The organism is Arhodomonas sp. SL1 (assembly GCF_052060015.1).
Taxonomy (GTDB): domain Bacteria; phylum Pseudomonadota; class Gammaproteobacteria; order Nitrococcales; family Nitrococcaceae; genus Arhodomonas.
In genome coordinates, this window is the sequence record NZ_JBPODZ010000017.1 from 17,855 (window position 1) to 43,257 (window position 25,403).

22 protein-coding genes are annotated in these 25,403 nt (G+C 61.8%); 3 read left to right on the forward strand and 19 right to left on the reverse strand.

The window, feature by feature from the left end; translation table 11 throughout:
• Window positions 1-382: 382 nt before the first annotated feature.
• The 14 genes from ACQ754_RS15445 to ACQ754_RS15510 all read right to left on the reverse strand — a co-directional run bounded on the left by ACQ754_RS15445 (window position 383) and on the right by ACQ754_RS15510 (window position 15,715).
• Entirely contained in the window at window positions 383-1,513 is a 1,131-nt protein-coding gene (locus tag ACQ754_RS15445; RefSeq protein ID WP_440997942.1) for a glycosyltransferase, read from the reverse strand.
• The gene (locus tag ACQ754_RS15450) at window positions 1,510-2,355 is read right to left on the reverse strand and encodes a glycosyltransferase (protein WP_440997943.1); all 846 of its coding nucleotides are present in this window, start codon (window positions 2,353-2,355) and stop codon (window positions 1,510-1,512) included. Before ACQ754_RS15450 ends, ACQ754_RS15445 begins: the two co-directional genes overlap by 4 nt.
• A 323-nt stretch (window positions 2,356-2,678) precedes the next feature.
• Window positions 2,679-3,620, reverse strand: a complete 942-nt coding sequence (locus ACQ754_RS15455) for a sulfotransferase domain-containing protein (protein WP_440997944.1) — start codon at window positions 3,618-3,620, stop codon at window positions 2,679-2,681.
• A gap of 54 nt (window positions 3,621-3,674) precedes the next feature.
• Complete coding sequence (locus tag ACQ754_RS15460; RefSeq protein WP_440997945.1) at window positions 3,675-5,087, reverse strand: hypothetical protein; 1,413 nt, start codon at window positions 5,085-5,087, stop codon at window positions 3,675-3,677.
• A 6-nt stretch (window positions 5,088-5,093) separates the two neighbouring features.
• Window positions 5,094-5,840 (reverse strand): FkbM family methyltransferase, encoded by a 747-nt coding sequence (locus tag ACQ754_RS15465; RefSeq protein ID WP_440997946.1) that lies wholly within the window; start codon window positions 5,838-5,840, stop codon window positions 5,094-5,096.
• Window positions 5,841-5,968: 128 nt separating this feature from the next.
• Window positions 5,969-7,219 carry a glycosyltransferase gene (locus tag ACQ754_RS15470; RefSeq protein ID WP_440997947.1) on the reverse strand — a complete coding sequence of 417 codons (1,251 nt, stop codon included), beginning with the start codon at window positions 7,217-7,219 and terminating at the stop codon, window positions 5,969-5,971.
• Between the two features lie 47 nt (window positions 7,220-7,266).
• Complete coding sequence (locus ACQ754_RS15475) at window positions 7,267-8,202, reverse strand: glycosyltransferase family 2 protein (RefSeq protein WP_440997948.1); 936 nt, start codon at window positions 8,200-8,202, stop codon at window positions 7,267-7,269.
• Between the two features lie 605 nt (window positions 8,203-8,807).
• Window positions 8,808-9,434: a class I SAM-dependent methyltransferase gene (locus tag ACQ754_RS15480; protein ID WP_440997949.1), complete on the reverse strand. Its 627-nt coding sequence runs from the start codon at window positions 9,432-9,434 to the stop codon at window positions 8,808-8,810.
• Complete coding sequence (locus ACQ754_RS15485; protein WP_440997950.1) at window positions 9,415-10,731, reverse strand: lipopolysaccharide biosynthesis protein; 1,317 nt, start codon at window positions 10,729-10,731, stop codon at window positions 9,415-9,417. Before ACQ754_RS15485 ends, ACQ754_RS15480 begins: the two co-directional genes overlap by 20 nt.
• A complete protein-coding gene (locus tag ACQ754_RS15490; RefSeq protein ID WP_440997951.1) occupies window positions 10,728-11,120 on the reverse strand; it encodes a hypothetical protein in 393 nt (130 codons plus the stop codon). Before ACQ754_RS15490 ends, ACQ754_RS15485 begins: the two co-directional genes overlap by 4 nt.
• 326 nt (window positions 11,121-11,446) lie before the next feature.
• A complete protein-coding gene (locus ACQ754_RS15495; RefSeq protein WP_440997952.1) occupies window positions 11,447-12,418 on the reverse strand; it encodes a ParA family protein in 972 nt (323 codons plus the stop codon).
• Entirely contained in the window at window positions 12,415-13,599 is a 1,185-nt protein-coding gene (locus tag ACQ754_RS15500; protein WP_440997953.1) for an ATP-binding protein, read from the reverse strand. Before ACQ754_RS15500 ends, ACQ754_RS15495 begins: the two co-directional genes overlap by 4 nt.
• A gap of 189 nt (window positions 13,600-13,788) precedes the next feature.
• Window positions 13,789-14,118 (reverse strand): MarR family EPS-associated transcriptional regulator, encoded by a 330-nt coding sequence (locus ACQ754_RS15505; protein ID WP_440997954.1) that lies wholly within the window; start codon window positions 14,116-14,118, stop codon window positions 13,789-13,791.
• Between the two features lie 520 nt (window positions 14,119-14,638).
• Window positions 14,639-15,715, reverse strand: a complete 1,077-nt coding sequence (locus ACQ754_RS15510) for an ERCC4 domain-containing protein (RefSeq protein ID WP_440997955.1) — start codon at window positions 15,713-15,715, stop codon at window positions 14,639-14,641.
• A gap of 235 nt (window positions 15,716-15,950) precedes the next feature.
• Here ACQ754_RS15510 and ACQ754_RS15515 point away from each other — a divergent pair, with 235 nt between their 5' ends.
• On the forward strand, window positions 15,951-16,844 hold the full coding sequence (locus ACQ754_RS15515; RefSeq protein ID WP_440997956.1) for a dihydrodipicolinate synthase family protein: 894 nt from the start codon (window positions 15,951-15,953) through the stop codon (window positions 16,842-16,844).
• Between the two features lie 155 nt (window positions 16,845-16,999).
• Here ACQ754_RS15515 and ACQ754_RS15520 read toward each other — a convergent pair whose 3' ends face one another.
• The 5 genes from ACQ754_RS15520 to ACQ754_RS15540 all read right to left on the reverse strand — a co-directional run bounded on the left by ACQ754_RS15520 (window position 17,000) and on the right by ACQ754_RS15540 (window position 23,562).
• Complete coding sequence (locus tag ACQ754_RS15520; RefSeq protein WP_440997957.1) at window positions 17,000-17,575, reverse strand: hypothetical protein; 576 nt, start codon at window positions 17,573-17,575, stop codon at window positions 17,000-17,002.
• Between the two features lie 101 nt (window positions 17,576-17,676).
• Window positions 17,677-19,410: a S8 family peptidase gene (locus ACQ754_RS15525; RefSeq protein WP_440997958.1), complete on the reverse strand. Its 1,734-nt coding sequence runs from the start codon at window positions 19,408-19,410 to the stop codon at window positions 17,677-17,679.
• Between the two features lie 173 nt (window positions 19,411-19,583).
• Complete coding sequence (locus ACQ754_RS15530; RefSeq protein ID WP_440997959.1) at window positions 19,584-20,636, reverse strand: matrixin family metalloprotease; 1,053 nt, start codon at window positions 20,634-20,636, stop codon at window positions 19,584-19,586.
• 34 nt (window positions 20,637-20,670) lie between these two features.
• The gene (locus tag ACQ754_RS15535) at window positions 20,671-21,573 is read right to left on the reverse strand and encodes a hypothetical protein (RefSeq protein WP_440997960.1); all 903 of its coding nucleotides are present in this window, start codon (window positions 21,571-21,573) and stop codon (window positions 20,671-20,673) included.
• 420 nt (window positions 21,574-21,993) lie between these two features.
• Window positions 21,994-23,562, reverse strand: a complete 1,569-nt coding sequence (locus tag ACQ754_RS15540) for a hypothetical protein (RefSeq protein WP_440997961.1) — start codon at window positions 23,560-23,562, stop codon at window positions 21,994-21,996.
• 125 nt (window positions 23,563-23,687) lie between these two features.
• Between ACQ754_RS15540 and ACQ754_RS15545 the strand changes: the two genes are divergently transcribed.
• Window positions 23,688-24,245 (forward strand): YgjV family protein, encoded by a 558-nt coding sequence (locus ACQ754_RS15545; protein WP_440997962.1) that lies wholly within the window; start codon window positions 23,688-23,690, stop codon window positions 24,243-24,245.
• A 122-nt stretch (window positions 24,246-24,367) separates the two neighbouring features.
• Window positions 24,368-25,060: a glutathione S-transferase family protein gene (locus ACQ754_RS15550; protein ID WP_440997963.1), complete on the forward strand. Its 693-nt coding sequence runs from the start codon at window positions 24,368-24,370 to the stop codon at window positions 25,058-25,060.
• Window positions 25,061-25,403 lie beyond the last annotated feature (343 nt).

The following is a 25,403-nucleotide window of genomic DNA, read 5'->3' on the forward strand; positions in this document are numbered from 1 at the left end:
CTCCGAGCTACCACTCGGCTGACGGCGAACTGTTCGGTGCAGCAGACGAAGCGCGTCGGTATCGGCTTCAAAAGGCTAGCACCGCCCCTTCCAATGACGCGTAATGTGCGGCAGTGACACTAAAGAGCCCAGTGTTCGCGCCGACGTCCCAAACGCGCGCACCCGGCTCAACAAGCAGGCCGGCCATGCGTACTAGTTCTTCGTCCCATGACGCCGGCGACCGGAAAGTATACTTCAAACCACCCACAGCGGGGCTGATCACCAATTTCCCACCACCGCGCGGTGCATTCCGTGTCAGAACCACCGGGGCCAACACCCTCTCCGTCAACCTCCGCAGAAAGCGCGCAACCATTCTTTCTCACTTATCGCAGCCGTTACGAAATCAGTCGACGCGAACACAGGACGGAAGCCCGCCCCCATCAAGAAGCCAGCGATAGGCGCGCTCCATATCCCGAGCAACGGAGTCCCAGGAGAACTCCTCACCCATCCACTCCCGTCCACGCAAGCCCATTGCGAGACGATCCTCAGCGGGCAGGCTCATCGCGGCGCCGAGTGCGTGCGTAAGACTTTCAACATCGTTGTCAACCCACCACCCACAGCCCTGACTCTCGACGCGCGACCACGGTGCCCCTTTGGACACGATGACGGGAACTCCATGGGCCAACGCTTCCGCGACTGCTAGGCCGAAGTTCTCGGAGTGTGTCGGTAGCACGAAGAGATCGGCATTCGTATAGGCCTCCGCCTTATCCTCGCCGTAAAGCGGACCGACGAATGCAGCCCGCCGCAGGCCCAACTTTCGGGACAACGAGGTTAATTCCTCCTCATACTCGGATGGGCCAATACCGACTATGCGGAGCTGCCATCCCGGGTATCTCCGCTCAAGGGATGCCCAGGAGTGCAGTAACCGATCGACTCCTTTCTTAGGGTGCAGGCGACTGAGGAACAACAGCGTGCGCTCCTTCCGGCTCCCGTCGCTATCCGGAAGCCTATCCGGAACGTCCACCGCATTCGGACTGAGCAGCACCGGTGCAGACAAACCGAGCCTACGGATGTCTGCGTACTCATCCTCGCTCGTCGCATGGAGCATATCCGCCTTGGCCAACGCGCGACGCTGCAATGGCCAAAGCGCACGCTTTGCAGTCGAACTCCGGTTCAGCGCCCACTCAGAGAGTGTCCCCCGCGGAGAAACCACCAGCTTCGCGCCCCGTCCCGGTACCACCCAACCCGTGGCCACATTCACCATCGACCAAAGGCCATGATTATGTATGACGTCCACCTCGCCCGCCTTCTTCCGGAGTGCCCGGGGGTGACTGCTAGACGGCGCGAACCGCCCGAGAACGGGCCATTGTTTGTGCTCGTCTATCGTCACACCTTCGACCTTTCTTCCGGCACCAAGGCAGGAAAGCTCGACCTCATGGCCAAGTCCGGCAAGAGCTTGGCACAGTCGCGGTACCGAATACGACGGACCAGAGGCTTCGGCGCTCACATGCGGCACCACATGTACGAATCTCATTCCAGTGGACCCGCCGCATGCGTGGTTACGGTATACCCAACCTCGTGATCAGATGGTCGCCATGGTGGCAGCGGCCTTTCACACTGGTCTTCGCTGTGCGCGAGAATACTCTCAAGGTATTTCGCACCGGCAGCAGCCCCTAGGCACCTCGCCCAATCGGCCAGGGCCGCACGTTGCTCGGTGCTCATGCGTCCCGCTGTCATAACATCTTGCAGCAATCGTGTGAGATCCTGACTATCTCCGCTGCGAAACACCCCGCCGCAGCCGCTCCAGAGCACCGCCTCTGCGGCACCGCAACCGTCGCTGCACACCGTGGGCGTACCGGCCATCAGCGCCTCCACCACCACTGCTCCCCAACCGTCACGGCGGCTCGGCAACACCAAACAATCCGCCGTGCGCATGTGCGCCTTCACCTCATCCATCGGAACCGGCCCGATCCAGCGCACTCGCCCCCCGAGCCCCTTTTCCGCCCGAGTACGCATCTCGGTGGTCAATGGTCCATCACCAACCACGACGAACTCGAAGTCACGCTTGCGCAACATCGACAGGGCGTCAATCAACAGGTGAAGGCGCTTGCGCTCAATAATCTGGCCTACAAAGAGAAAACGGAACGGACGGTCTTCCGCATCGTCTGGCATCTCTGTGGTCCAATCATCCGGCAGGAAGTAGGCAAACGGGAAGACCCGATCCGCGGGCATCCCCCGGGCTGCAACCCAGTCGGGCGTAATGGCGCCGGTTGCGAGGACCCCCTCCAGGCGCTGCCGCCACTGCCGGAAAAGGTGCCCATAGCCAATGCGCTTCAGCAATCCCCGCCAGCCGGAATCGTCCACCGTCTCCATCATCACCCACTGTCGAGCGCGACGCCGCGTCAAAGCGATTTGCGCCCTACCGATCGGACCATTGCTTCGTATGCCCTGACATATATGAATCGCGTCGGACGGTGCCTCAATAGCGGCTCGTTGCATAGCGCAGGCATTCGGGGCGAGTCGCAGCCTCACTCCTGGAAGTACCGGGGTGTCCCACCCCAATGCGGCTCGCCTTGCGGACATCTCGCGTTCCACCACGTAGGTAACATCATGCCCGCGCCGCGCAAGCTCAATCCACAAGCCTGCCCGGTGCGGACTAATTATGCGTTGCCATATCCATATCGGGACCAAGCGGTCAGTCATGAAACAGTTTTTAGATGTGCGTCCAAGAGCGATTGAACTGTCCACGGCGCCATGCCAAGAACTTCGGAGTGCTTGGTCAGATCCTTCGACAACCGTGACACAAGCTCCCGGACTGTACTCTCCGATAACTCGTCAGATGGCGGTCGCGGAGCCGGCGGCAAAAGGCGTTTCCGTACTCGACGGCGCATTTGTGGCGACAGAATCGGTCGCAAAACGTTACGATAAATTTGGGAGCCCTGAAACAACTTCCACCCAACACCTAGGCTTTGGCGATCCTCGCTCGCGTTGTAAACATGCTCCCTTTCAATATTTTCTCCGTATGGCGCAATCCCCAAAATACGCGCGATACGATTTGCCGTCTCACACCGTTGCGCAATAAGCGTCTCAAACTGTATTACATGAACACGATCGGAAAATAGATCTCTCCACGGCTTAAGTTGATACGCATACGACGACCGTAGAACATACTCTGGATCATCCAGTACGGCTATATCGATTGGGCGATCCTCTGAACCGGTAGACCAGTAATGACGATACTGACTTCGTATGCGGTCTAAAGGATCGCGTATAACATAAAAGACGTCTATTTCTTTGCCCAAGATCTGGTTCGCATGCCAGGCGGCACGTTCACTGTTTTCCAGCATCGTGTACAAAGTGGATGCGTCGCCGCGCCGCTGACCCCTTCTTGCCCCCTTATATAAGTGCGCATAATCCGATTTTCCTGCTTTACCCAATACATCGGAATAAGCAAGATTGCCCGGTTCTTTGTCGTTTGGGAAGTACACTTGAGGCGACGCGAGCAAGTCAAAATACAATGTGGTCGTGCCGCATTTTTGTCCGCCTATAATAAGAAAATCTGGAAGCAAATCACCCATTAAAACAAACCCTGTTGTCTTATTACCGGCATCGCACTTTTCGCCAGATATTATTCCGCCCATCTTGATTGCTTCTTTTTAGTAGCCTCCAAGTACGCAAAAAATCTGGCGCGTTAATCAATACCACTCATGATGGCCACGAGAAGCAACATTTTTTTCAGAGCGTGAACCAGTCGCCCCCCAAGCCAGCAATATTAGTGAAAGCATCCCCCACCCTCCGGGAGAGAAAAGCGTAGAATCACCCATATTCGTGAGCAGAGCAGTCAATGTCACCGCAAGACAGGAGATGCTCGTGCGGGCACTGCGCCGAAAGAGAACGAAAATCCAAGTAGTTACCGCTAGGAAACCAGGTACGCCGAGTTCTTCGAGAACGGCCAGCGGCATAACACCTTTCTCAATGGACGCACCAACAGGAAGGCCGAGCAACGGATCCCGCTTGATAAGCATATCCCACGAATTCGAAGCAATGCCAAAACCTATTCCACGCAGCGGTTGTGCCTCGATGTTCTCCCACATCTCCATCATGAGACGGCCACGGGAGGTATAGTAGGCCTCAGTGAGCGTATCGGACGCTGTCCCCTTGGCGAGGTAGCCTCCGATCCGGTCGGCTAGCCCGGGGCCCGCCAACAGCAACCCCATCGCTGCGACGGAGGCCAACGCGACGAACCGCCGGCTTTTTAGCCCTGGCGCCATGGCAGTGAGGCGTCTGCCCGAGAGGAAGGGCACGATCACGACCGCAACCCCCACCCCGAGTACCAACGCAAGCCCTGCAGTGCGCGCTTCCGAGAGCAAAATGAGCACAGGGCAAACGCCCGTCAATGCCACGATCGGCCAGCCTGGGCGCCGCAGCGCTAGTAGCTGACTAGCAGCCCACGCGCCAAGTAGCGCCATGGTCGGCCCGAAAACCTGCGGGTGGTTGAGGATTCCTTGGAAACCGCTGGCATTTCGCAGATATCCAAGCGGCATGGCGATCAGCGGGAGGCTGACCAGCATCAGAATGGCCAGCCCGCCGAACAGTTCCGCTGCCACCCAGTCGCGCGCCTCGCCGCTCAAACCCAGCCAGGCAGCGAGTAGAGTCGTTATCGCAAGGGTCCACGACAGGGCTTTCAGCACCGAAACCGCGGGATATGGACTGAACAGCAGGGCGTGTATGACAAAGAAGCCCCCCAACAGGACAGTCGCGAACACGAACTTACTGGCCTGGGGCCGGCCGCGGGCCAAACGGCTGCGAAGCAACACCGCCGCGGCCGCGCCACCAATCACCAGGAAGCGTCCGACGGTGGCGAAAGACGCCTCCGCACCGATGCCAGGGCTCAGCATGGTGAAAAGCCAAGACAGTGCTAGCGCCTTAATGGCCTGGGCACGGCCGGTAAGCGCGTATGCCGCGAGCGCCACATAGCTCAGGTTCGCGGTGGGTCCCGACGCTATCCGCATCGCAATGGCCAGAAAGATGTAGCCATACTCCACCACCAGGGCCTGCGGCAGCCGCACGCTCAGCCTAGCCGCCGAGTGGCGCGTTGCAGTCGCCATAAGCCCTTACTCGTCCCCATGCGTAGTCGCGATTCGTGTCGTCACGTGATCCACGCAGTCCTCAGCAACCGCCAGGACATTGGGCCGTTCCTCCCACGGTCTTTGTGGATAGCGCAGCCGGCCCTTGTCGGCGTCATAAACGGCCATCCGGTAGCCCCGTTCGGCCAGCCAGTCCCGAAGCCCCTCCTCCGTATGCCCATAACGATGCAGGCACCCGTTAACTTCAAGCAGCCAGACAGGCGGATTCCGGGCAGCCAGCATGTTCTCGGCGCCCGCAAGTGCCAAAGGCTCGGCGCCTTCAATGTCGATTTTCCCCATAGCGTACGAACGCGACCCGCAACACTTGTCGAGTTCACGCGTCTGCACCTCTACCACGTTCACTGGAGCCTCAGTTTTCCCCACCACGTGATTGGTAGTATCCGAATCCACAGAGAAACGGACCGTGCCTTCCTGGTCGCTCAAGGCATAGGGCCATACCTCGACGTCACGGAACCCGTTCCGCTCCACCTGAGCGGCGAGGCGCTGGCGGGCCTTCTCGCCCGGCTCGAATGCGTCCACCCGTCCCCCGGTCAGCGAAGCCGCGTACAACGTGTACGTGCCAATGTTCGCCCCGACATCGAGGAAGCCGTCACCATACCGCAAGTAATCGGCCATGAAGCGCATCTCGTCGTAGTCCGGCAAGCCGTTGAAGTAGAGGACGGCGCTCGCGGCAGTGCTGTCCGGGTAGACGTCGAAAGAAACACCGCCCCACACTCGAATCCTCCGTGACCGGCCTGTAACGCGTTTGCTCAACTGCCATCCAACACCGCTGGCGAGTGCCTGCAACCGACGTCTCTGATTGGCTGGGTGGTGCCAGATGAGATGTACGGTTTTCCCTATGCTCAAGTAGATGCTCCTACCGCCGAGGCTGATGAACCGCCCACGCCCTCCGTCCGTTCATCGGTATCACTGAGACCCAACAGACCTAGCATGACCTTCGCATTCTCATCCCAGGTATGCTTCCGCGCCGTCTCACGGGCTGAGCGCCCCAATCGATCTCGCAGGCCCGACTCTGTAATCAACCGCTGCAACGCCGCCGACAAGGCGTCCACGTCATGCGCCCGGATCAGTAGGCCATCGTATTCGGGAGTGACGAAATCCGCAGGACCGTTTCCATGGCATCCGATAACGGGTACCCCCCGCGCCATTGCCTCCAAATAGGTTATTCCAAATGCTTCCTGCCAACTCGGCAATGCGAAGATATCGCCCTTCCCCAACTCGGCCATCGTGGTCTCATAGTCGAGACGGCCTCGGAAAGTAACGCGATCCTCGATGCCGTGCTCCAACGCCAAGGCCTGCAGACGCTGGCGTTCCGGACCGTCGCCGACGATGTGGTATTCCCAGGCCAAATCAGGCATCCTCTTCGCAATTCGACCCAATGCCTCAATGTTGTAATCGATCCCTTTCAACTTTATCAGGTTGGAAACGCTGACTACTCGCACCCGTCCCGGTTTCGGATAGTGACTTCTACTATCCTCGCCCAGCGCATTCGGAACCTCAGTACCATTGAGTACGACAGTTAGCTTCTCCTCGGGGACACCAATTTGCCGCGCGTGTGCACGCAGCGGAGAACCCACAAGGGCTACCCTATCCAGTGCCTCGGCGGCACCCCGCACAGTGCGTTTGAGTAGACGGCCAGAGGCCCCCTCGTGGTCTCTGAGACCTGGATCGATGCCATGCATGACAGCGACGACCGGCCCCAGGGACCTCGTCCGCCAACTGCCGACACTTAAACCAAGGTAACGGAGACCATGGACAATCGTGCCCCGGACCCCGGGACCCAGCCCATATCGCCGCACCGCACGCCGAACTGCCACACCTACTAGCCAGACGTTTCCCGCAACTACACCGGGAATGCGGGAGAACATCTCCGGTGCACGTATTAGCGGGAACTCCCTGAGTTCCACCCGTCTCGTATCGAGGCCAAGTTGCTCAAGGGTGAGGCGCGCAGATTCCCCGCGGCCGACGGTCCGGGGCACCAACACCACCACACGAAACCCTGCGGCAGCAAGCGCCCGGACCTGTTGCACGACGAATATTCCGGTTACGCGGTTCACGCGCGTCGGCCAAAACCCTGTTATTACAAGAAGCATACAAAACTCTATCGTATTCTGTACAACACGCAAGGCGGCGCCTGCTTTTATGCGCGACGTCGTCGCAATAGAACCCCTAGACAGAGGTCCGGAATATACGGGCCAAATACCGCTGTCGCCGTTCGGTACTTTCGGCTTAAGTACTTCCAATAGCCTTCTGGGCTAATACGCTTGGCCTCATCAAATAATATCGCTGCGGCCTTTGGGTCCCCCTTTAGGGTACATTGTCTGCCCGCCTGCCATACGTAGCTGGCCCACGCTGCATGCAAGTCTTCATTGAAGTAGTCCCGAATTGCTTCGTATGTACAACGCAACCCATACAATTCCTGTTCCGCATCCAGCTTCCTGTTTGAAATACGGTTCGCCCCGCCGTGAAGTCTTTGCTTATATACAAGCACATCGTCCGATCGGAAGATGAAACCGCGACATACTAAACGTAGATTTAGATCCCATTCCTGCCTCGCATGAAGTCGCTCGTCAAAGCCGCCTACGCGCTCGAGCGCCCGCCGCGGGTACAGTGCCATACCTGTTTGTATGTTGCGCTGCATTAAGTCCAGGATACGAGCCTCTTTTGGGCCCCATGTGTCAACTCTTGTTCTGACAGTCCTTTGCCCGGATGGTTGTATTACCGTGGTATGGCCGTACCCGATCTCAGAGGCATCCCGAGAGGCACGTTTAATTACTTGATTATAGAGCGCCTCGGTTGCAAGCTCATCGTCGGCGTCCAGAAACTTGATAAGAGTCCCGCGTGCCGCATGAATGCCTCGGTTGCGAGCTGCGGCAGCACCTTTGTTCCGCTGTCTAAGTAGGCGTACGTGCGGAAACCGTTCCAAGATCTGGGGCGTCGCATCGGTAGATCCGTCGTCGATTACGATGTGCTCGACAGGCACTTCAGTCTGCTGCTGCACGCTTTCTATACACGCTCCGATATAGCGCTCGGCATTGTAGGCTGGGGTGATGACGGAGACGATAGGTTCGGTCATTGTTCGTAGTAAATCTGTTCCTGAATCCGTGACGGCCTTGGTTTCGGCAGCGCAGCAATCGGGCTGATGCAGACACCAGTGCCCCGATTGGCCCGGTTGTCGGGTTCGCACAGGCGCTGGCGCCTGTGCGAGGGCCTTGGCAGCCGGTTTGCGCGGCGATTGAGCGGTGTGTGCGACGCCCGGCCGAGCGCGCGCTCGTGGGCATACTCAGCCTCATGGGCCGAGTGCGCACGCCCCCCATGCAGCTCCGGGCCCACGCACCGGAAACTTCGGATCGAGCTGCTGCGGCAACTGGCCAAAGCACGACAGCGCCTGGCCGGCGAGCACCAAACCGGCTTGGCCGGTGATCAGCTACTGAGTCTGGCGGATGGTAAAGCGAGCAGGCTCCATGCACTCACCATTCGGGTGACCCACAATGCGGCATATCATACCAACAATCAGCACCTTGGACGCACCGACCCAGCTCCAGTCACGGATTTAAGTAGTTCGCTATGGCGAGTTATTCAAGGTGATACCTCTAGCTCGTCCATACGGCCCTTCCAAGGCGTTGCGGATGCCTATGACACAGGTGATGATCAACCTTAATATGCGCCATGCCGAGCGTGTTAGCACGAGAAGACGAGGAAGCGATGGTATGGAAACTCCTCCACCCGATAGCTTCGGTCAAGGGCGACGCCTCCCGCTTCCTTCAACGCCGCGATGACTGTGATCAAGTCGTAACCGGCCTTGTTGATCTCCCAGTAGTGTTCGCCGTCAAATTCGTGCTCGCGAGGTCCCTTGCTAGGCCGCGGCACATGGAGTTGCTGCTCACCAAGCTTTGGCACGTGAAACACATAGCGCCACACGCGCTTGGCATCTGGCAAGCTAATCACCACACCACGGCGCGCCACTCGAGACATCTCGGAGAATGCTTTGCGGCTCTCTTCGAAAGGTAGGTGTTCCAGCATCTGGAACGCGCAGACCACGTCATAGTGATCGTCACCGAACGGAAGTTCCGTAGCGGACGCTACGTGGTCAGGACCAAGCTCTGGGTCCAGATCCAATGTTTCGACGGAGACACCGAAGACGGAGGCGACCGCCTTGAACACGCCGGGACCAGGACCAATCTCGAGCACTCGCTCGGGCTCTAGAGCAAGAACCTCATCCAGTTGGTGCCAAACGCTTAACCAGCGCTTCTTCCCAAGATACCGGGCGAACTCATAGTGTGTCTTATCAACCTGCTTGCTGTGCATACCGTAGTCTGTACTCCGCCTGGCGGGCCAGTGTGAGGACCCAAACGATCAGGGAGATGTACGCCAACGCCCCGAAGATCCCAAAGAGGGCGACGGCCAGTTCGTCCTTGCGGTATATCACCAGTCCCACATACAGTGCGGCGACTTTCGAGCCTGTGCTGAACAACTCATAGATGAGCAGGCCACGTTGGCGCCCTAGCACGGGAATGGCGGCAACACTTGGGCGATTGATGAAATTGAAGAAGTACATGAGCGCCAGCCAGCGCGCATACTCCCCTGCCATGACCCATTCGGTGCCGAACACCAGTCCGAACAGCCAAGGTCCGAACGTTACGATGAAAGCAAACGGGATAGCCCCAATGGCCGCCAACCCAAGGGTGGCGTAGAGGATCAGCCGATAGCTCGATTCCTCGTTGTGTTTTGCTTCCGCAATCCGGGGATAGAATACGGTCCCCACAGACTGGGCGACCAGGTTTGACGGAAGCCCCATCACGGTGCGCGCCAGCGCATAGAAGCCGGCGGCCGCGGGACTAAAAAGGCCCGCGAGCATGAGAACAGGGAGGCCTTGCGAGGCCGCGTTTATCAAGTCTTGGGGTGCACGATAGAGCGGAAAGTCTTTGTGTCGTCTTGCCAGGGCCAAGGGGCTGGCATCACCAGCCCGTTCCTCTACATCGTCCGAACGCTTATGGCCTGTACGCCGGGCGGCGGCGCCAAGCAGCATGGCGTGCAGCGCCGCGCCGAGCGTCTGCACCGTGATCAGTACGGCTGCCACCGGGTAAACCAGTCCACCAATCGTCTTGGAGACGTTGAGCAGCAGTGCCTGCGTCACTGTGACGCGGGCGGTGACTTTGAATGCCTTCTGCCGGATCAGCCACTGACGGGCGATCTGGAGCCAGGCCGTGAAAAGCATCACCAACGGGACGAGGAGCGCGAAGGCTGCCACTTCGCCCGCGCCCAGACCGCGGAGTATGGACTCGCCAGCCACCGCGAAAACGATGAACGCAAGGGCGGCAATCACCGCTGAGACGATGAGGGCCAGTTTCACCAGTGCTCGGGCGTCGGCATCGGCCTTCGGCAGCACGATAGCCACCGGGTAGGTCAGCGCGGCAACCGGCGCAATCATGGCAACCATCGCGGAGAACGTACCAAGTAACCCGTAAGCCTCCGGGCCATACAGACGGGTGATGACGGGAGCGAATGCCATCGTAATCGCCTGCGCGCCGGCCGTCCCACTCGCCACCACAGCAACGCTTCTGGCGAATTTGCTCCGCCATATCTGCTGCAGCCACTCTCTCATCCGCGGCCGAGCCCGAGGACATGCCAGAGGATCTTCACGTCATCAATGGAACGAAGCTTCACGGTCCATTCGCCGGCCGAGTTCTCCGTGGCCGTTTCGAACGCATCCTGCAGCGTCCGCGCCGAGAACCCGGCGGCGCTCACACCGGGGCGGCGGATGTAGAACAACAGCCAGCGCTGGTTGACGATAAAGGAGTATGGCCAGTCGCTGCTGTTGGCCCGGTAGAAGCGGAAACCGCGTACCTCTCCTTTCCATTGCGGGTGACATTCGTAACCGCGCAGTGCGGCGGCGCAGCCGACGATATAGAGGAAGGCGTCACGGGCGTCCGCGTCGGTGATGGCGTCGTGCCATTCTCTGATGAGTTCGGCGTTGTGCATGTTCTTAAGCATTGGTGCTACCGCGCGTTGCCTACGGGGAGCGTATGGGTGCCCTGCGGGCAGCTTTGTTCACCGGCGGGGACGGGTCCTACGACCGGTTCTGCGCTTCCTGACCCGGTTTTGCCCTAAACGCCGGTTGATTTGGACCTTCTCCGGCACCCCCGCCGGGTCAGCTTGTAGAGATAGGCGCGCTTGTGGTCGCTGCGACGGAGCTATCCCCGGGGATCTCTGAGAGGGAACCGCGCCGCGTCTGAGCATGTTACCGCCGGAATAGGTGATCCCTTGAGTTCACCGGGGTAACGCTGGATTCTAACAACTTGGATCGCTGCACTTTGCTTTCAGCGAGCCCGATGTTCGATGGTCTGCGCCAGACTCCGGAAGTCTCGGTAGCAGTTGCTGACCGCCTGAACGTGGGCGCCAATCGCGCCGTCGCCAGGCTTGAGGTGGAACATGGGCTTGCGTGCCTCTTGGGCCATGGGCATGAGGCTGCGGTAGTCCTTTAGGGCGGCCAGGCATTCAGGATCCTCATCGACACGGAGCCCTTCCTGACCCTTCTCGGCCAGTACATATTGATGGTACGTCCGCGGAATGCGATCCATCCATTTGCCGTAGGCCTTCACCGGCCGGTCCAGGCGCACGGAGTGCTGCATGACCGCGTAGCCAAGGGGCTCCATCCGCCCTTGCGGCACCTCCATGCCCTCGGGGCTCTTGGGAAGCCGTTCCCACCATTCCCTGCGCCAGTTCCGCAGGGTCGGCCCCAGATTCTGCAAACCCTTGAGGGAGAACAGGTCCGGCCCTAAGGGGACGACCACGTAATCGGCGGCGATAAGGGCTGCGCGGTTGATGGCGCCCAGATTCGGTCCCACGTCCACCAGCGCGAGTTCCGCTTCCCTTTTGGCCCCTGCCCGGCGAATGATCTCGGCGAAGGCGCCGATGACCCGGAAGGCGCGCTTCTTGCCGTCCAGACAATGCGGCCACTGCTGGGAGAGCTCGTCCTCGAAACCCGAGAGAGCGAGGTCTCCCACCAGCAACCCGATGTCGTCGATCTCTTCCACCCAGGGCTCTTCGATCCCGCCCTCGCCTTCAAGCAGTGGACGAATGGGGGCGAGAGCGGTGTGGGTGCTGCGTCCCTCCGGCCAGAAGGTTTCGAGACGGTCCTCCTCCAGGAACATGGTGGAGAGGTTGGCCTGCGGGTCGAGGTCGGCCGCAAGGACGGAGCGGCCCTGGTCGGCGAACATCCAGGCAAGGTGATAGACCAACGCGGTTTTGCCCACACCGCCCTTGTTATTAAAGAACGCGATGGTCTTCATCCGGCGGCCCCCACAGTCACGGCCAAGTAAGTCGGCTCGAAATGGAACCGTGGTTCGGGATTGCCATTGTTCCGCAGATCGCGCAGGGCCATCGGGATGCCGAAACCAAACCGCTGCACGTAGCCGAGCGTGTGCATGGCCTCGGCCAGGAGTGGGTTGCGGTAGTCGGTCACCCCCTTACCGAAGTTCTCCCGGGTGACCTGGCCGTAGAGACCGCCGGGGTTGTGGATCTCGATTCGGTCACTGAACCAGTAGATCCGCACCGGCGCATGGGTTGCCTCGTAGTCGCGGTGGATCAGGGCATTGCGGGCCAGCTGGCGCAGGGCGGAGACGGGGTAGTCGGGCCGGCGCTGCTCACGCGCTGCCGCCTCGATATCCACGGCGACCTGGACATGGACGTCGAAGAGCTCATCCAGCTGGGCCATGATAGCCGGCAACGCCCCATGGAGCATCTTCTCATCCTTGATGGGATCAGCCAGCTCCGTGCCGTCGATGCGAAGGAACTGGACGTAGGCGCCGGGGATATGGGCTCTGGGGTCGTGCCCCAGGACCAGGAGGGCGCCATAGTTGGGCTGGCCGTCGGTGAGAAAGCGCAGGGAGCGAAGCTGCTCTTCGGTGCTGCGCTGATTCTCCTCGAGCACGTCCGGCGCCACGGCGTTGGGGAGATACTCCCGCCGAAAATAGTCGAGGTCTAGGTCGGCCAGACCAGCGCCCGGTGCGGGGCGATGATCGAAGGGGCGATCCCCGCCCCGGCGTCGTTCCGATAAACGCCGTTCCTGCTCCGGCGTGGCACGATTGTTGGTGGTACCCACCCGAACCCAGACCTGGCCTTGGTAGCGAACCGGCGGCTCGGCGTGCGGTCGGACCTCGACCACGATGAGCGGACAGCCTTCGAGGTCGCGATGATAGATCTCGACGTCCGGCAGGGGCAGGATGTCGCCGCCGTGAGCCCAGTTGGCCAGCTTTTGCTGGGCCTCATCCCGGTCTTGGAGGCCTGCACAGGTACCGTCATCCTCCAGTCCCACCAGGATTACGCCGATGCTCCCCTCCCCCGCGAGATCGTTGGCGAAGGCGCAGATCGCCCGGCGGATGGATGATCCCTGGGCCGTGGAGCGTTTCAACTCCACGCGCTCCGATTCACCCCCTTGTTTGAGGGCCAGCAGCGCCTCCTCAGAGAGCATCGTGTGCGGTCTCCATGGTGCCATCTCCCCACGCCATCTCGGCACGCGCAAGGCTCCCGGGACGAGCCAGTATCGAAGGATAGCAACTGGGTGGGTAAACGGGTAAAACTTGTGCCGCCGACGAGTACGACGCTTTTGCAGTACTAGGGATGCCCGGATTGCTCGTATCCGGCCCCGCCAGGTGCCAACCTATTCGCCTTCTCCGAGCTCGGCCTTGAGCGCGGCGATCTCCTCCCGAATCGCTTCGTACTCAGCCATACGCTGCGAAAGGTACCGCCGGGTAATCTGTATCTTCTCCGCCACGCCATTCGGGGTGAGCTTGTAGAGATAGGCCAGTTTCTTGTCGCTGCGCCGGAAGTTCTCCGCTTTGATCAGCCCCTTCTCCTTGAGCCCCTTGAGGACGTAATTCGCCTTGCCCACCGACACCCCCATGGCCTCGGCGATCTGGCGCTGGTTCATCCCCGGGTCGGACTCCAGGATCTTCAGGACTCGATATCGGGTGGCGTCGGAGGTGTCCATGAGCTCTCCGGGACGGGCTGCGCGGTGCGTTCGGGCACGCTACCGCCGAGACGGCTACCCCTTGAGGTCCATCTGGGGGTTTTGCTCATCCTTTGAATGCGTGAGGATTCAAGCATAGTGTGACGGCCGTCGCAAGGGCGCAAGCGTGAGTGTCGGCGCCGGTTCACACCGGATGGCCGAACGCCACGGAATCATCCGGGACCCGACATATAGGCGACAGTCCGCCTCAACGTATCCCGCTGCCTTGTGAAGACCCGCACGAGCGGGTAACAGCACGGGTAACAACCATGATCAACCATAGAATCGCCATATAATTCAGACTATTAAAAAATTTGTTCGCGGGACGCCGCCTCCACCACATTCCCTTCCGACGGCATTCAAAACCTTCCTTAGTCGCCTCACAACCCCGCGTACCGCGGGGTTTTTTGTGACCAAATGGTCCGGATGTATCGATAGGATCAGATTTTCGCAGCTGCCGCGACCAGACCGACATTGAGCCATTGGGCCAGCGCGACGATCATCAGACCTCGCGGACCCACTCGCTCCCCCGGCCGTGCCCCTCGCGCCGGATCACCCCCTCCTCGCGAAGTCGGTGCAGCGCCGCACGCAGGCGTTGCACCGGCAAATGGGGAAAGCGCTGTCGGAGCATGGTCATCGTAAAGCGCGCGGGCAGTTCCTCGAGCACCTCCCGACGGATCGCGAGCTGACTGCCGGCGCTGCTATGTACGCCCCTACCCGCATCGTGCCGGCTACGCACCGCCGCGACGGTCTCCGGCGCAGCATCCGCCAGCCGGGCGCTCACGGCACGGAAGAACCCATGGCACCACTCATTCGCCTGCTTGCGGTTGCCGGCGTAGATCACCGGCAACGCCGAATGCAGGGCGCTGATCTCCGCGACAGCCCGGGCCACGTGGGCGGCGGGCCAGGGTGCGACCCGCTTCGGATCCAACAGATGGCCGTAGGGTGCCTCGATGACCAGCGCCGGGTGTGGGTAGCTCGCCAGTTCCGCGAGTTGCTGGTGGAGGATGCGGATCTGGCCAATGTCGCTGAGCAGGTTGGCGAAGGTCTTGCGCTCGACCACCGCCTGGATCTGGCCATGTTCGTAGAGCGCGTAATCGCCGCTCGGCAGCGCCTCCCGGTGGATATTCGCCCCGCTAAAGCGCCAGGGATAGCGCTCGCCGGAGTCGATGAGGATATCGAGGGTGCGATCACCGAACAGCTGTGTGCGTCCGCGACTCTTGCTCGCCCGCGCCGCGCTCTGTGTGCGGAAGAAGATCTGCTCGTACTCGCCAGGGCGGTTCTTGTACTGGCGAACGAGAAACAGGAAGTCACAGCGCCGGCGCCTTGGGCGGTCCAGGGTCAACGCCAGGCGGCGGCCGAGACGGTCGACCGAGACCACGGGCACTTCCTCGAGGAGCTCGCAGGCACTGTCGCTATCCGGCGGTTCGCGCTCACGCAGGCAGAAGACGTTGCCCCCGGGGCCCGGCCAGCGGTCCTTCGCCCGCAGCGCGAGGGTGACCTCCCCGTTCTGGGTGAGGGTGATGCGGTAGGGGAACCGCTCGTCGTCGACTGCCTCAACGCGCCAGACCGTGGTCATCGACCACCTACCATACCGGAACGGCGTCGTAGGATCATGCCTCCGCAAGGATTCGCCTGTACCGCGAATTCCTCCATGGTGGCCCCGGAAGGGTTCGGTACTATTGGCGGCGGAATGGACGGCCCAGTCGCATGACAGCGGCGCTAGATCATCCCCTGCCCGTCCGGCCTATCTCCTGGGAGCAACGCGCGCCCGGCAACGTATATTCCAACTAGGGACAGGGAGCGAGGCGACCATGTTCACCGGTCTTAGTGCATTCCCTCTAACGCCCATGAACGAGGCGGCGATCGACGACGCCGCGTTCATCCGGCTCGTCGAGCGGCTCGCGGCAGCGGGCGTTGATTCCATCGGTGGCCTCGGGTCGACCGGGAACTATGCCTATCTCACGCCGGCCGAGCGCCGGCATGTGGGGCGGCTCGCCGTGGAGCACGCCGGGGATATCCCGGTCATCATCGGGATCAGCGCGCTGCGCACACGGGATGTGTTGGCCCTGGCCGAAGACGCCCAATCCATCGGCGCAAGCGCGGTACTGCTGGCGCCGATGTCGTATCAACCCCTCTCCGAGGCGGAAGTCTTCGGTCTCTATCAAGCCGTCACCACCCACCTCTCGGTGCCGCTATGCGTCTACGACAATCCGCGCACCACGCACTTTCAATTTAGTGACGCGCTCTACGAACGGATCGCCGCCCTGCCCAACGTGGCCTCCATCAAGATTCCCGGGGTGCCGGAGGGCACCGTGGCTGCCCGGGAGCGCATCGAACGGCTACGCGCGCGCCTCGGGCCCCGCATCACCCTCGGCGTCAGCGGTGACCCCATGGCCGCCCGGGGCCTGAACGCCGGTTGCGATGCCTGGTACTCGGTGATCGGCGGCCTCTTCCCCGAAACCGCCCTGCGCATCACCCGCGCCGCCCAGGCCGGCGAGGCCGACCGCGCCATTGCGATGTGCGAGCATCTACAGCCGCTGTGGACACAGTTTGAACGGCACGGCGGCGGCCTGCGAGTGGTCGCCACGGCGGCCGAACTGCTGGGGCTGGCCGGGTCCCCGTGCCTGCCGCGCCCCCTCATGGCGCTGGAAGGAGACGAACGAAACACACTGGCCGAGCTGTTGGACCAGCTCCGGCTCGCCTGAATGGAACGTAACAGTCGATGTTGGAAGCCTACGGCGCGACGGCCGGACAGTGAGCCGTGCATAACCCGCGCCATCCCGGCCGGCGGAGCGCCGGCGAAGCGGGTGATGCCGGCTGCCGCCTCCCTCAGGCTGGTGACGAGCGCAGACTCGCTACGTCAGTCCGCTCGCAGCATCCAATTGACTTGGGCGAACAGGACTTCGGGGGACGCCTGAAGGCGTTCCATGGCTGAACCGAGTAGACGCCTTCGTTCGACCACCACGAGCACCCGGCGCGATTCCCCGATCGGCTGGATAGCTTCCACGGGCACGTCGGCAATGTCGGTCGTGAGGGGGAAGGACGCACCGGCGCGGAGGTCGAGGACAAACTCCAGGGGTGCCACCCCATCCGGGGGCACGATGCGCTCCAAGCGATAGACGCCGGTGACTCCCCCGGCCTCGGCGAGGCGCGTCGCGAGGTCCGCCGATAGCGCCTGGGAATCGACGGTAAGCACGACGTTTCCGCCCGAGGCAAGGCGTTCGGCGCGCAGCCCGATCCCGGCGATCTCCGAAAGGCGTTCCGCCAGCCGCGCGAGCTCGGGGGCCACTGGCGCCGCCTCCTGATTGGTCGGGAGCAAGCCAGACAGCTCACCGCCAGGATCCAGGCCGACGATCAACTCGGCACCCATGGCGGCGGAGGCCGAATCGACGACCTCCGCCGCATCCCCTGACGACTCCGGCTCTTGTCCCTGCACCGGCCCTGCACTCGCCAGAGCCATGGTGCAGACAACGCAGGACAAGGCCGTCAGCCGGATCCCGGCACCCCGCGCCGCCGGGACTCGCGAACCCCGCACACCTACTCCTCGTTCCTCGTACGCTCCCAGACCCGCTCGACCTCCAGATTCACCGCACTCACCCGCTCTTCCGCCACGACGCTCCCCTGGTAGAGCGCGGTGACATCGAGCGAGCTCATCGCCTCGATCACCAGATAGCCATCGATGTGCGGGGCGGGCAAGGTGCCACCGAACACCCGCCGGACGATATCATGACAATCCGCCGCGATCGTGGTGCGTCGCGGCAGAACCTCCTCCGCGAGCTCCGCGGTTTCCCCCGCCTGCTGATTGCCCGGTGGCATGGCGAGTTCGAGGCGCTTGCGGAGCGTGACCTTCTCGCTGCCCGGGTTGCGGATATTCACGATGGTATCGTAGTGGATGGCGTTGGCCCGTGCGACATCCGTGCGTTCGCCGCAGACGAACTTGGCGGCGTACTCATAGCCCCAGTGGTCCCCTGCCCCTTCGTCTGGGAAATGCGCGTTGAGCAGGCCAGCGCCACAATCGTCCGGGCACTGGCTTGGGGTACGGGACAGCGCATTGCCCTGAATGCGCTGCAGGACCTCATTGGGCCCGAGTCCCGACTCCCCCGCAAGGAGTAGTGCGGACACGGCGCTGACGTGGGGTGCCGCCATGGACGTGCCGTTATAGAAGCCGTAACCGCCCTTCACGGTGCTCAGCACGCCATCGGCGAAGCCATCGTTATTGTCGTCGCGGGTCACGTCCCCGCCCGGCGCCATGATCTCGACACTCGGCCCGAAGTTCGAGTAACGACTGGCGAGATGCCCGCGGGCATCGCTGGCGGCCACGGTGATCACGCCATTGCAGCTCGCTGGGGTAAAACCGGCGGCATCCGCCGCCGAGTTGCCCGCCGAGACGACCACCACGACACCGGCACTGACCACATCGTCGATCGCCTGCTGCGTCGCTGGCGAGTTCGAGCAGGGCACGCCACCGCCGAGACTGAGGTTGATCACGTCGGCCGGCGTTTGATTTGCAGGGACGCCGGGGACCGCCAGGCCCGCCGCCCAGCGCATGGCGTCGTTGATATCGACGGTGGTGCCGCCGCACTTGCCGAGCACCCGCACCGGTTGAATCGAAACCATCCAGTTGCCACCCGCGACGCCGCTGGCGTTGTCCGTCGCCACCGCGCCGATGGTCCCGGAGACGTGCGTGCCATGCCAGCTATCACCGCGCTGCGGACTACCCGGATAGCATTCGTCGGCCGCCACGGCGTCGCCCGGATCGGTGGGGTCGGCGTCCCGGCCATCGCCGTCGTTGGCAATGGAGACATCGGTGATCATGTCATAACCGGAGATGAGGTTCCCCGAGGCGGCGATGTCGGCGTGCGCCGGCAGGATGCCGGTGTCGAGCACCGCCACCCGGACCGCGCGGTCCCCAGTGGTCTCGTCCCAGGCGATGGGCAGGTTGATGCCGCCCTCGGACGCCCCGGACCCGGTGCCGTTGGTCCAGTAGTGCCATTGCTTGTCGTAGTGGGTATCGTTTGGCTCGACGTGGGCTGTCAGGATCCAGTTTTGTTGCGCGTATTCCACATCGCCACGCGCCCGCAACGAGCCGACGATCTCACTGACCCGTTGTTCCAGCGCCTCTGCGGTATCCAGGCTGAGTAGCGTTTGTGGACTGAGCTCGTAGACGAGTTCCCCGCCGGAGGTCCGCCGTGGTGAGGCCCGCAGCCCGAGGCCACGCGCTTCATCGGGGGCGAGCAGGGGCGTTCGCTGCTCGACCTCACGTAGTTTCACGATGATCTCGCCGGTGACCCCGCGAGTCTCGAATTGATTCGCAGCGAGATCGAGGGTCGTGAACTCCTCCTGCGCCAGTGCCCCGTTGGAGAGCCCGAATGCACCAGCGCACGCAAATGCAAGCCATATCTTAGAGCAAGTTTCCATCGTCCTACTCCACACTGGTTTGGGCCTCAATTAATCTGGATCGCGCGTGGCATCTCCATGTAATTGTTGGACTCCCTGCTCTCGCTGAGGCCGTCGTCGAAATCGACGATGAAACCGAGCCAATACTGCCCGGTCGCCACACCACGCGGGATATACAGCGTGCGTGAGAATGTCCCCGAGAACCCGGGATCCGCCCAGGCCCCCGTATTCACGCCAAGTAGGCGATCCCCGGTACTGATGTAGTCGTTTGTCGACAGGTAGAATCCAATATTGAACGTCTTCCGCGCGGTGCTCATATTGTGGAAGGTAAATTGGATGGTGACATAACTCCCCCGATTCGCTTGGGTCGGGCTTGCCACTCGACTCGATGAGCCGCTGCCGGTCCGGCGGAAGGCAGAGCCGGCGACATCGCTTTCCGTCGTACTGTCGGGGTACAGGAAACGCGCCCCTTGGCGGTCGTCCGGTAACGGATCCCACGCCTTCCAGTGGCCTACGGGACCGCTGTTGGGGTAGTAGGAGTTCATGGTCGCCAGCCACCGGTCCTCGTGGTTGAGGCCCAGGGCATGGCCCAATTCGTGCAACGCGACACCTTCGAAACTATAGGGATCATTCAGATCCGAGTAGTCGAGGGCGCCGAGCCGCCAGGAGACATTGTTGTTGAAGCCAATGTCGGTTTCATTGTAGCCGTGACGCCACCCAAACGCCCAATAGCAGTGCCAGCGGCGTTTCGTAACGGCAAGGGTGCTGCCCGATAGCCCGTTATCCAGATACACCTCGTTGCGCCCATTGCTACGGTTATGGGTACCGTCCGTATCGCGCCCCACATAGAAATCCCAGGTGGACCCCTTTACGTTGTTCCAGTGCCACATCGCATTCTGGAGGCGTGCGTCCCAGGAACTCCCGGCCGGGAACGACGTGGTGCTGATATACATGTTGGTCCACTGGTTGTTATAGCGCATCTTATTGCCGCCACAGGTCTTGTACCCATAGGCTTCGGCCGCGGTGGACCAACCCACAAAGGCCACTACGAATAGCCCGAAGAGCGCGTAACGACTGGAGCCGTTGAATATCCTGTCCATCCCTCATCTCCTATACAAAGGGTTGCGGGAGAAACTATTCCTCGGTATCGAGATTCGGTCGGGATCCCGGTGCGATCCGACGCGGAACGTCCCCTTGCTCGGCGGGCGCCTGCTCCACGGGCTCCTCGACGGGGGGCGTCCGGGCGGGCGCGGCGTCGTCGAACCGCCCTTGCGGTAGCTCCTCGGACGAGGCAGACGTGAGGGTCGCCATCTCGCCAACGTCGGCCGCCTCCATCTGGGCACCAATCTCGCTACGGAACGCCTCGAAGGTGAGCGGCTCGCCGACCTGTGCCTGCATCTCCATCATCGGCGTGGGTTCCGTACCGGCATCACCGGGTTGTACGGCACGCCCACCGCGGATCTCTCCGAAGTTCGCTTGCGGCCCTTCGCTCTGCGCCGCTCCCGTGCTGCCGCCGCCCCCGCCTTGTCCGAAAATCTCGGCCTCGGTCCCGAACCGGCTTTCCTTGATCAGATCCCCGTCGCGCACGCCGTAGATCCGGTTGCCGAGCGCATCCGCGATGTAGTCCGTTCCGGTCTCGGGATCGGTGATCACGCGAAAGAGCCCCTGATGCCATCCGGCAATCGGAACGATGCGCTCGCCGTTGCCTTCCACAAACACGATGACCCGCTCGCCTTCGCGGAAGTCCGGGGCCCCGGCGATCTCCTGCACTTCGCCGCCCACTCGACCGCCCTCGATGCGGAGGGTGAAGGTCTCTCCCGCGTATCGACCACCGAGCAGCTCCAGGTCATTCAGGGAGATGAACGAATAGATGATCCCGTCCTCGGCCTTGCGGGAGTCGATATCGGTCACGGTCCCGACAACGATGCCGTCCGCGGCCCGGGTTACCTGATTGAAGTCCATTTTGAAGATTGTTGTCGCGTGTGCGGCGCCGTGGAAAGTTGCCAGCATGAACGCGAAGATCATTAATAGTCGCATGGCTCTCCGCCTCTGTTTGCAGCCTACTGTGGATCGTTATGGCCTCGGCCTATGAAAATAGAGCCGCTTCACATGCAAGACGCATGGCAAACGTAATGTGAACTGATCTACATCGGAACGACAGGCACCTCCTCCGAGATCTAAATATCAATTTAGCCAACGCCTGGCGCTTTGTATATGTGGATGTTCCAATTTTCTATTTTGCATTGGACGTCGAGTCGAAAGTGAAACAGTGAACAGACTGACGAATGGATCGCCATTATTTGACCCAGAGAAATGCACGCTCAGATGGGCAATCCTCTGTGGCGGGATTACGGAATGCGGTCGAACCGTGAGGAAGCGCAATCGCCGGAACCGCACATTGCAGAAAGGGGGCATACGGACTGGTCATGAGCCGGGAATCCGGTACCGACTCCGGTCTCACGAAGTCTGCGACCACTCCTGGCTATCGACTGGCTCGGCGTTGCCGCGGTACCAATGCGGCACCGTGTAGCCGAGGGATGCGCCGACCAGTAACGAGACCGAAAGGACACCCGCCAAAGGCGGCACCGGGACGTTGGTGCCAGTGCGAAGCCGGGCAATGTAGAACCAGACCACCGCCCCGGTACTGCCCACGACGACGCCGAGAACGATAGCCTCCACCAGGCGGCGCCTCCATCCGGCGCCCATAGTGGCCAGGTGCGTTGAGTCGATGATGGCAGCGATGGAAACCGCGGTGACAAACGACATCAACAGCCAGGGATAGCTCGCTTCCCAAAAGCGCGCCCAGGCCTCGGCCAGCGCACCAAGCAGGCTCATCCCCTTGAGCTCCAGCAATGTGCGAAACACGATAGCGACGCAGAATGCGATAACCACCGCGGCCAATCCGGATAGGGCGTAGCCGAACGCCGGCGGTGGCGCGCCGGGCCTTCGTTGGAACATCGGCCAGTGCTGCTTGGGTAGCACGGCCGCCAGAACCGCGAATACGTAAATGGTGGGCACCATAGCGACCCGCACCAAGGGCTCGATCTGGGTGATATCGCTGACCAGCGCCGAATACAGCAACAGGATCAATACGAGGGCCCCGAGAAGGATGGTGATCTGGTCGGCATTCATTCGGGAGTGCTCCTCACCGGACAGCCTCAACCCCATGGCGCGCAGCTCGGCAAAGCGGGACGCCGAGCGCAGGCAGCACTTGAGCAGGGTATGACTCACCAGCTCCGCTGCTTCGAGTATGAGGTTCTGCAATTCCGCCTCGAAACCTTTGCGGAACTTCTCGGCGGCCTCACCAAGCGGGCGACCCTCCGCATTTACGCCCTGTTGCTGGAGCTGGGAGTAGCCTCTCGCCATCTCCATGATATGCCCGTAACGCTCTCGGAGACGGCCGTGCTGCTCACGGCGTTCCTGCAAAAACCGGGCGAAGCGCCGATCGGCTTCCCAACGCTCCAGGGTGAGCATCATCGCCGTGAGTCTGTGGAAATGCTCCGCGACCGCATGCTGTTCCTCCAGCGAGAATGCTCCGTCTTCCAGACCTGCGTTCTCGTAGTGCGCCCGGATCGCCCCACTCAGGGTCGGGTCGAGAACGAAATCGGCCCGCTGAATGCCCTTGGCGAGCCGTCGCGCCTCATGGGGAATCGCAGCGACGCGTTGCAACGCCGTTCGCAGGGTCTGGTCAACACGGGCCAACCCGGGCACCTTGGGGACGAGAACCGACAACAGCATCGCCACACCGACGGTAAACGAGGTGGGATCCTCGGCATCCCGGGTCATATCCGGCAACGCCTCCTCGAGCGTCGGCGCCATGGCGCGAACGTACTCGACGAGCTGGGGATAACGCGCGATCAGGGCGAACGTGATCTCGAAAAGCCCTACGTACACCAGGGCGGAGAGGTGATAACGGAGCCAAGTCGTGGATGAACGATTGGTCGGCGGCGTGTTGAACCGCTCCAGTGCGTAGACGAAAATCAGCACCACACCGACCCAGAACACAGCGGTCGTCTCAAATGCCATGCCGTGTCCCTCCGTGAACGGCCAGGAACCGGGGACGGGTCCATCGCCGATCATCGCTCCCGGATGCGCTCTAGCCAGTATAGTCAGCACGGAGCATGGTTTACGGGGGTCTAGCGAAGAATTTGATGTTGGAAACCTACAGCGCAATGGCCGGCCAGTTCTTCGGCCTGGTCTCGTTCCTGCTCTGCCTGGTGGCGTTCGCCAGCAAGCGGGATGACCGCCTGATGGTGCTGCTGATCGCCGCCAATGTAGCCTTCGCGCTGCAGTTCCTGCTCTTCGGGAGCTGGACGGCCGCCGCGCTGACAGTACTGGTGATCGCGCGCATCACCCTCGCCCGACGCCACCCCGGGAGCAGGGCGGTCATGGCGGCAGTGCTCGCGGCAAGCGGCGTCGCCGCGGCGCTGACCTGGCAGGGCTGGGCGGACCTTCCCGCCGTCGTGGCCATGGTCCTGGGCACCACGGGGATGTTCCTGTTTCGTGGCATCCCCATGCGCGTGCTCCTCGGCATCGCGGCGCTGGCGTGGCTGCTGAGCCATGCCCTGGTCGGCTCGGTGGGCGGGGTGCTGGCCGAATCCTTGGTCGTCATCACCAATATCGTCACTATCTGGCGCCTCGCTCGGATCAAACGCCGCTCTCCGCAAGCATCCGACGAGCTCGTATCGGCAGGCTCGGGCCCCGGATAGCTCCGCGAGGAACCCCGTGGCACCCTATGCCGATCGAGAGACTGCCCTATCCGGGACGCGGGCTCACCCGAGGTTGCCGTTGCACCTGCTCCGGAATGACTGATACGCAAAGCAATGACGTCATGAATATACAAAGAAAACTTTGGCATTGCGTGAACGCCCGTTCCTTCCGGGCGTTATGGGTGCTCGAGGAACTCGGCCTCCCCTACGAGCTCGAGGTGCTGCCCTTCCCCCCGCGGGTCTTGCACAAGCAGTACAAGACGACCAACGCCCTGGGCACCGTGCCGTACTTCGTGGATGGGGATACCGCGATGACGGAATCCGTCGCCATTTGCGAGTATCTAGTGGCACGATACGGGGACGGCGACCTATCGCTGGCTCCCACGGAGCATGACTATGGCGCGTTTCTCAACTGGCTGTATTTTGGGGAATCGACGCTGACATTCCCGCAGACCCTCATATTCCGCTACCGCTATCTCGAGAGTGAGACCCGACGCGTACCGCAGGTCGCCGATGACTACGCGCGCTGGTTCCTATCCCGTCTGGACGCCGTCCGGCGCGCCCTTGAGAAGGGCGATCACCTTTGCGGCGGGCGCTTTACCATAGCCGACGTCTCTGTGGGATACGCCCTGATGCTTGCGGAGGATCTCGGGTTGCGGCCGGAAATGGACGGCGCGGTATGCGCCTACTGGGACCGGCTCCGGGAACGCGAAGGATTCGAGGCCGCGATGAGGCGACAACGTCTCGCAGCGGAGGAAGCCGGGGTATCGCCGGTTTCACCCATCACCTCGGCCCGGAGGCGTCTGGGCGCATGAATCAATGGTAACGGGGATTGCCGCCGCGATCGGGCACCACCAAAGCCGATTCCCTTTCGAGTAACCCGCTCGAAGGATCGACGCTTCGGGAATCCGAGCCCGTCCCGGCGGCCTCCGGAATTTCACACTCGAGTGCCCTCCTACCGTGAGGCCGTTTCCGCACCGGTGCCTGCCCCGGCGCGGTCCGGCGACTTTTGGTTGGTCAAGAAACGATCCACCATTTCCGCTTCCACAACCGCAATGGTCAGTTCTTCCCGGGCCCTGATCGCCCCGGTTCCACAGGTTAAGGCCGTGAGAGGTGGTATTTGCGGCCTTGGGGCTCTGTCGGATCAGTGACTTAAGC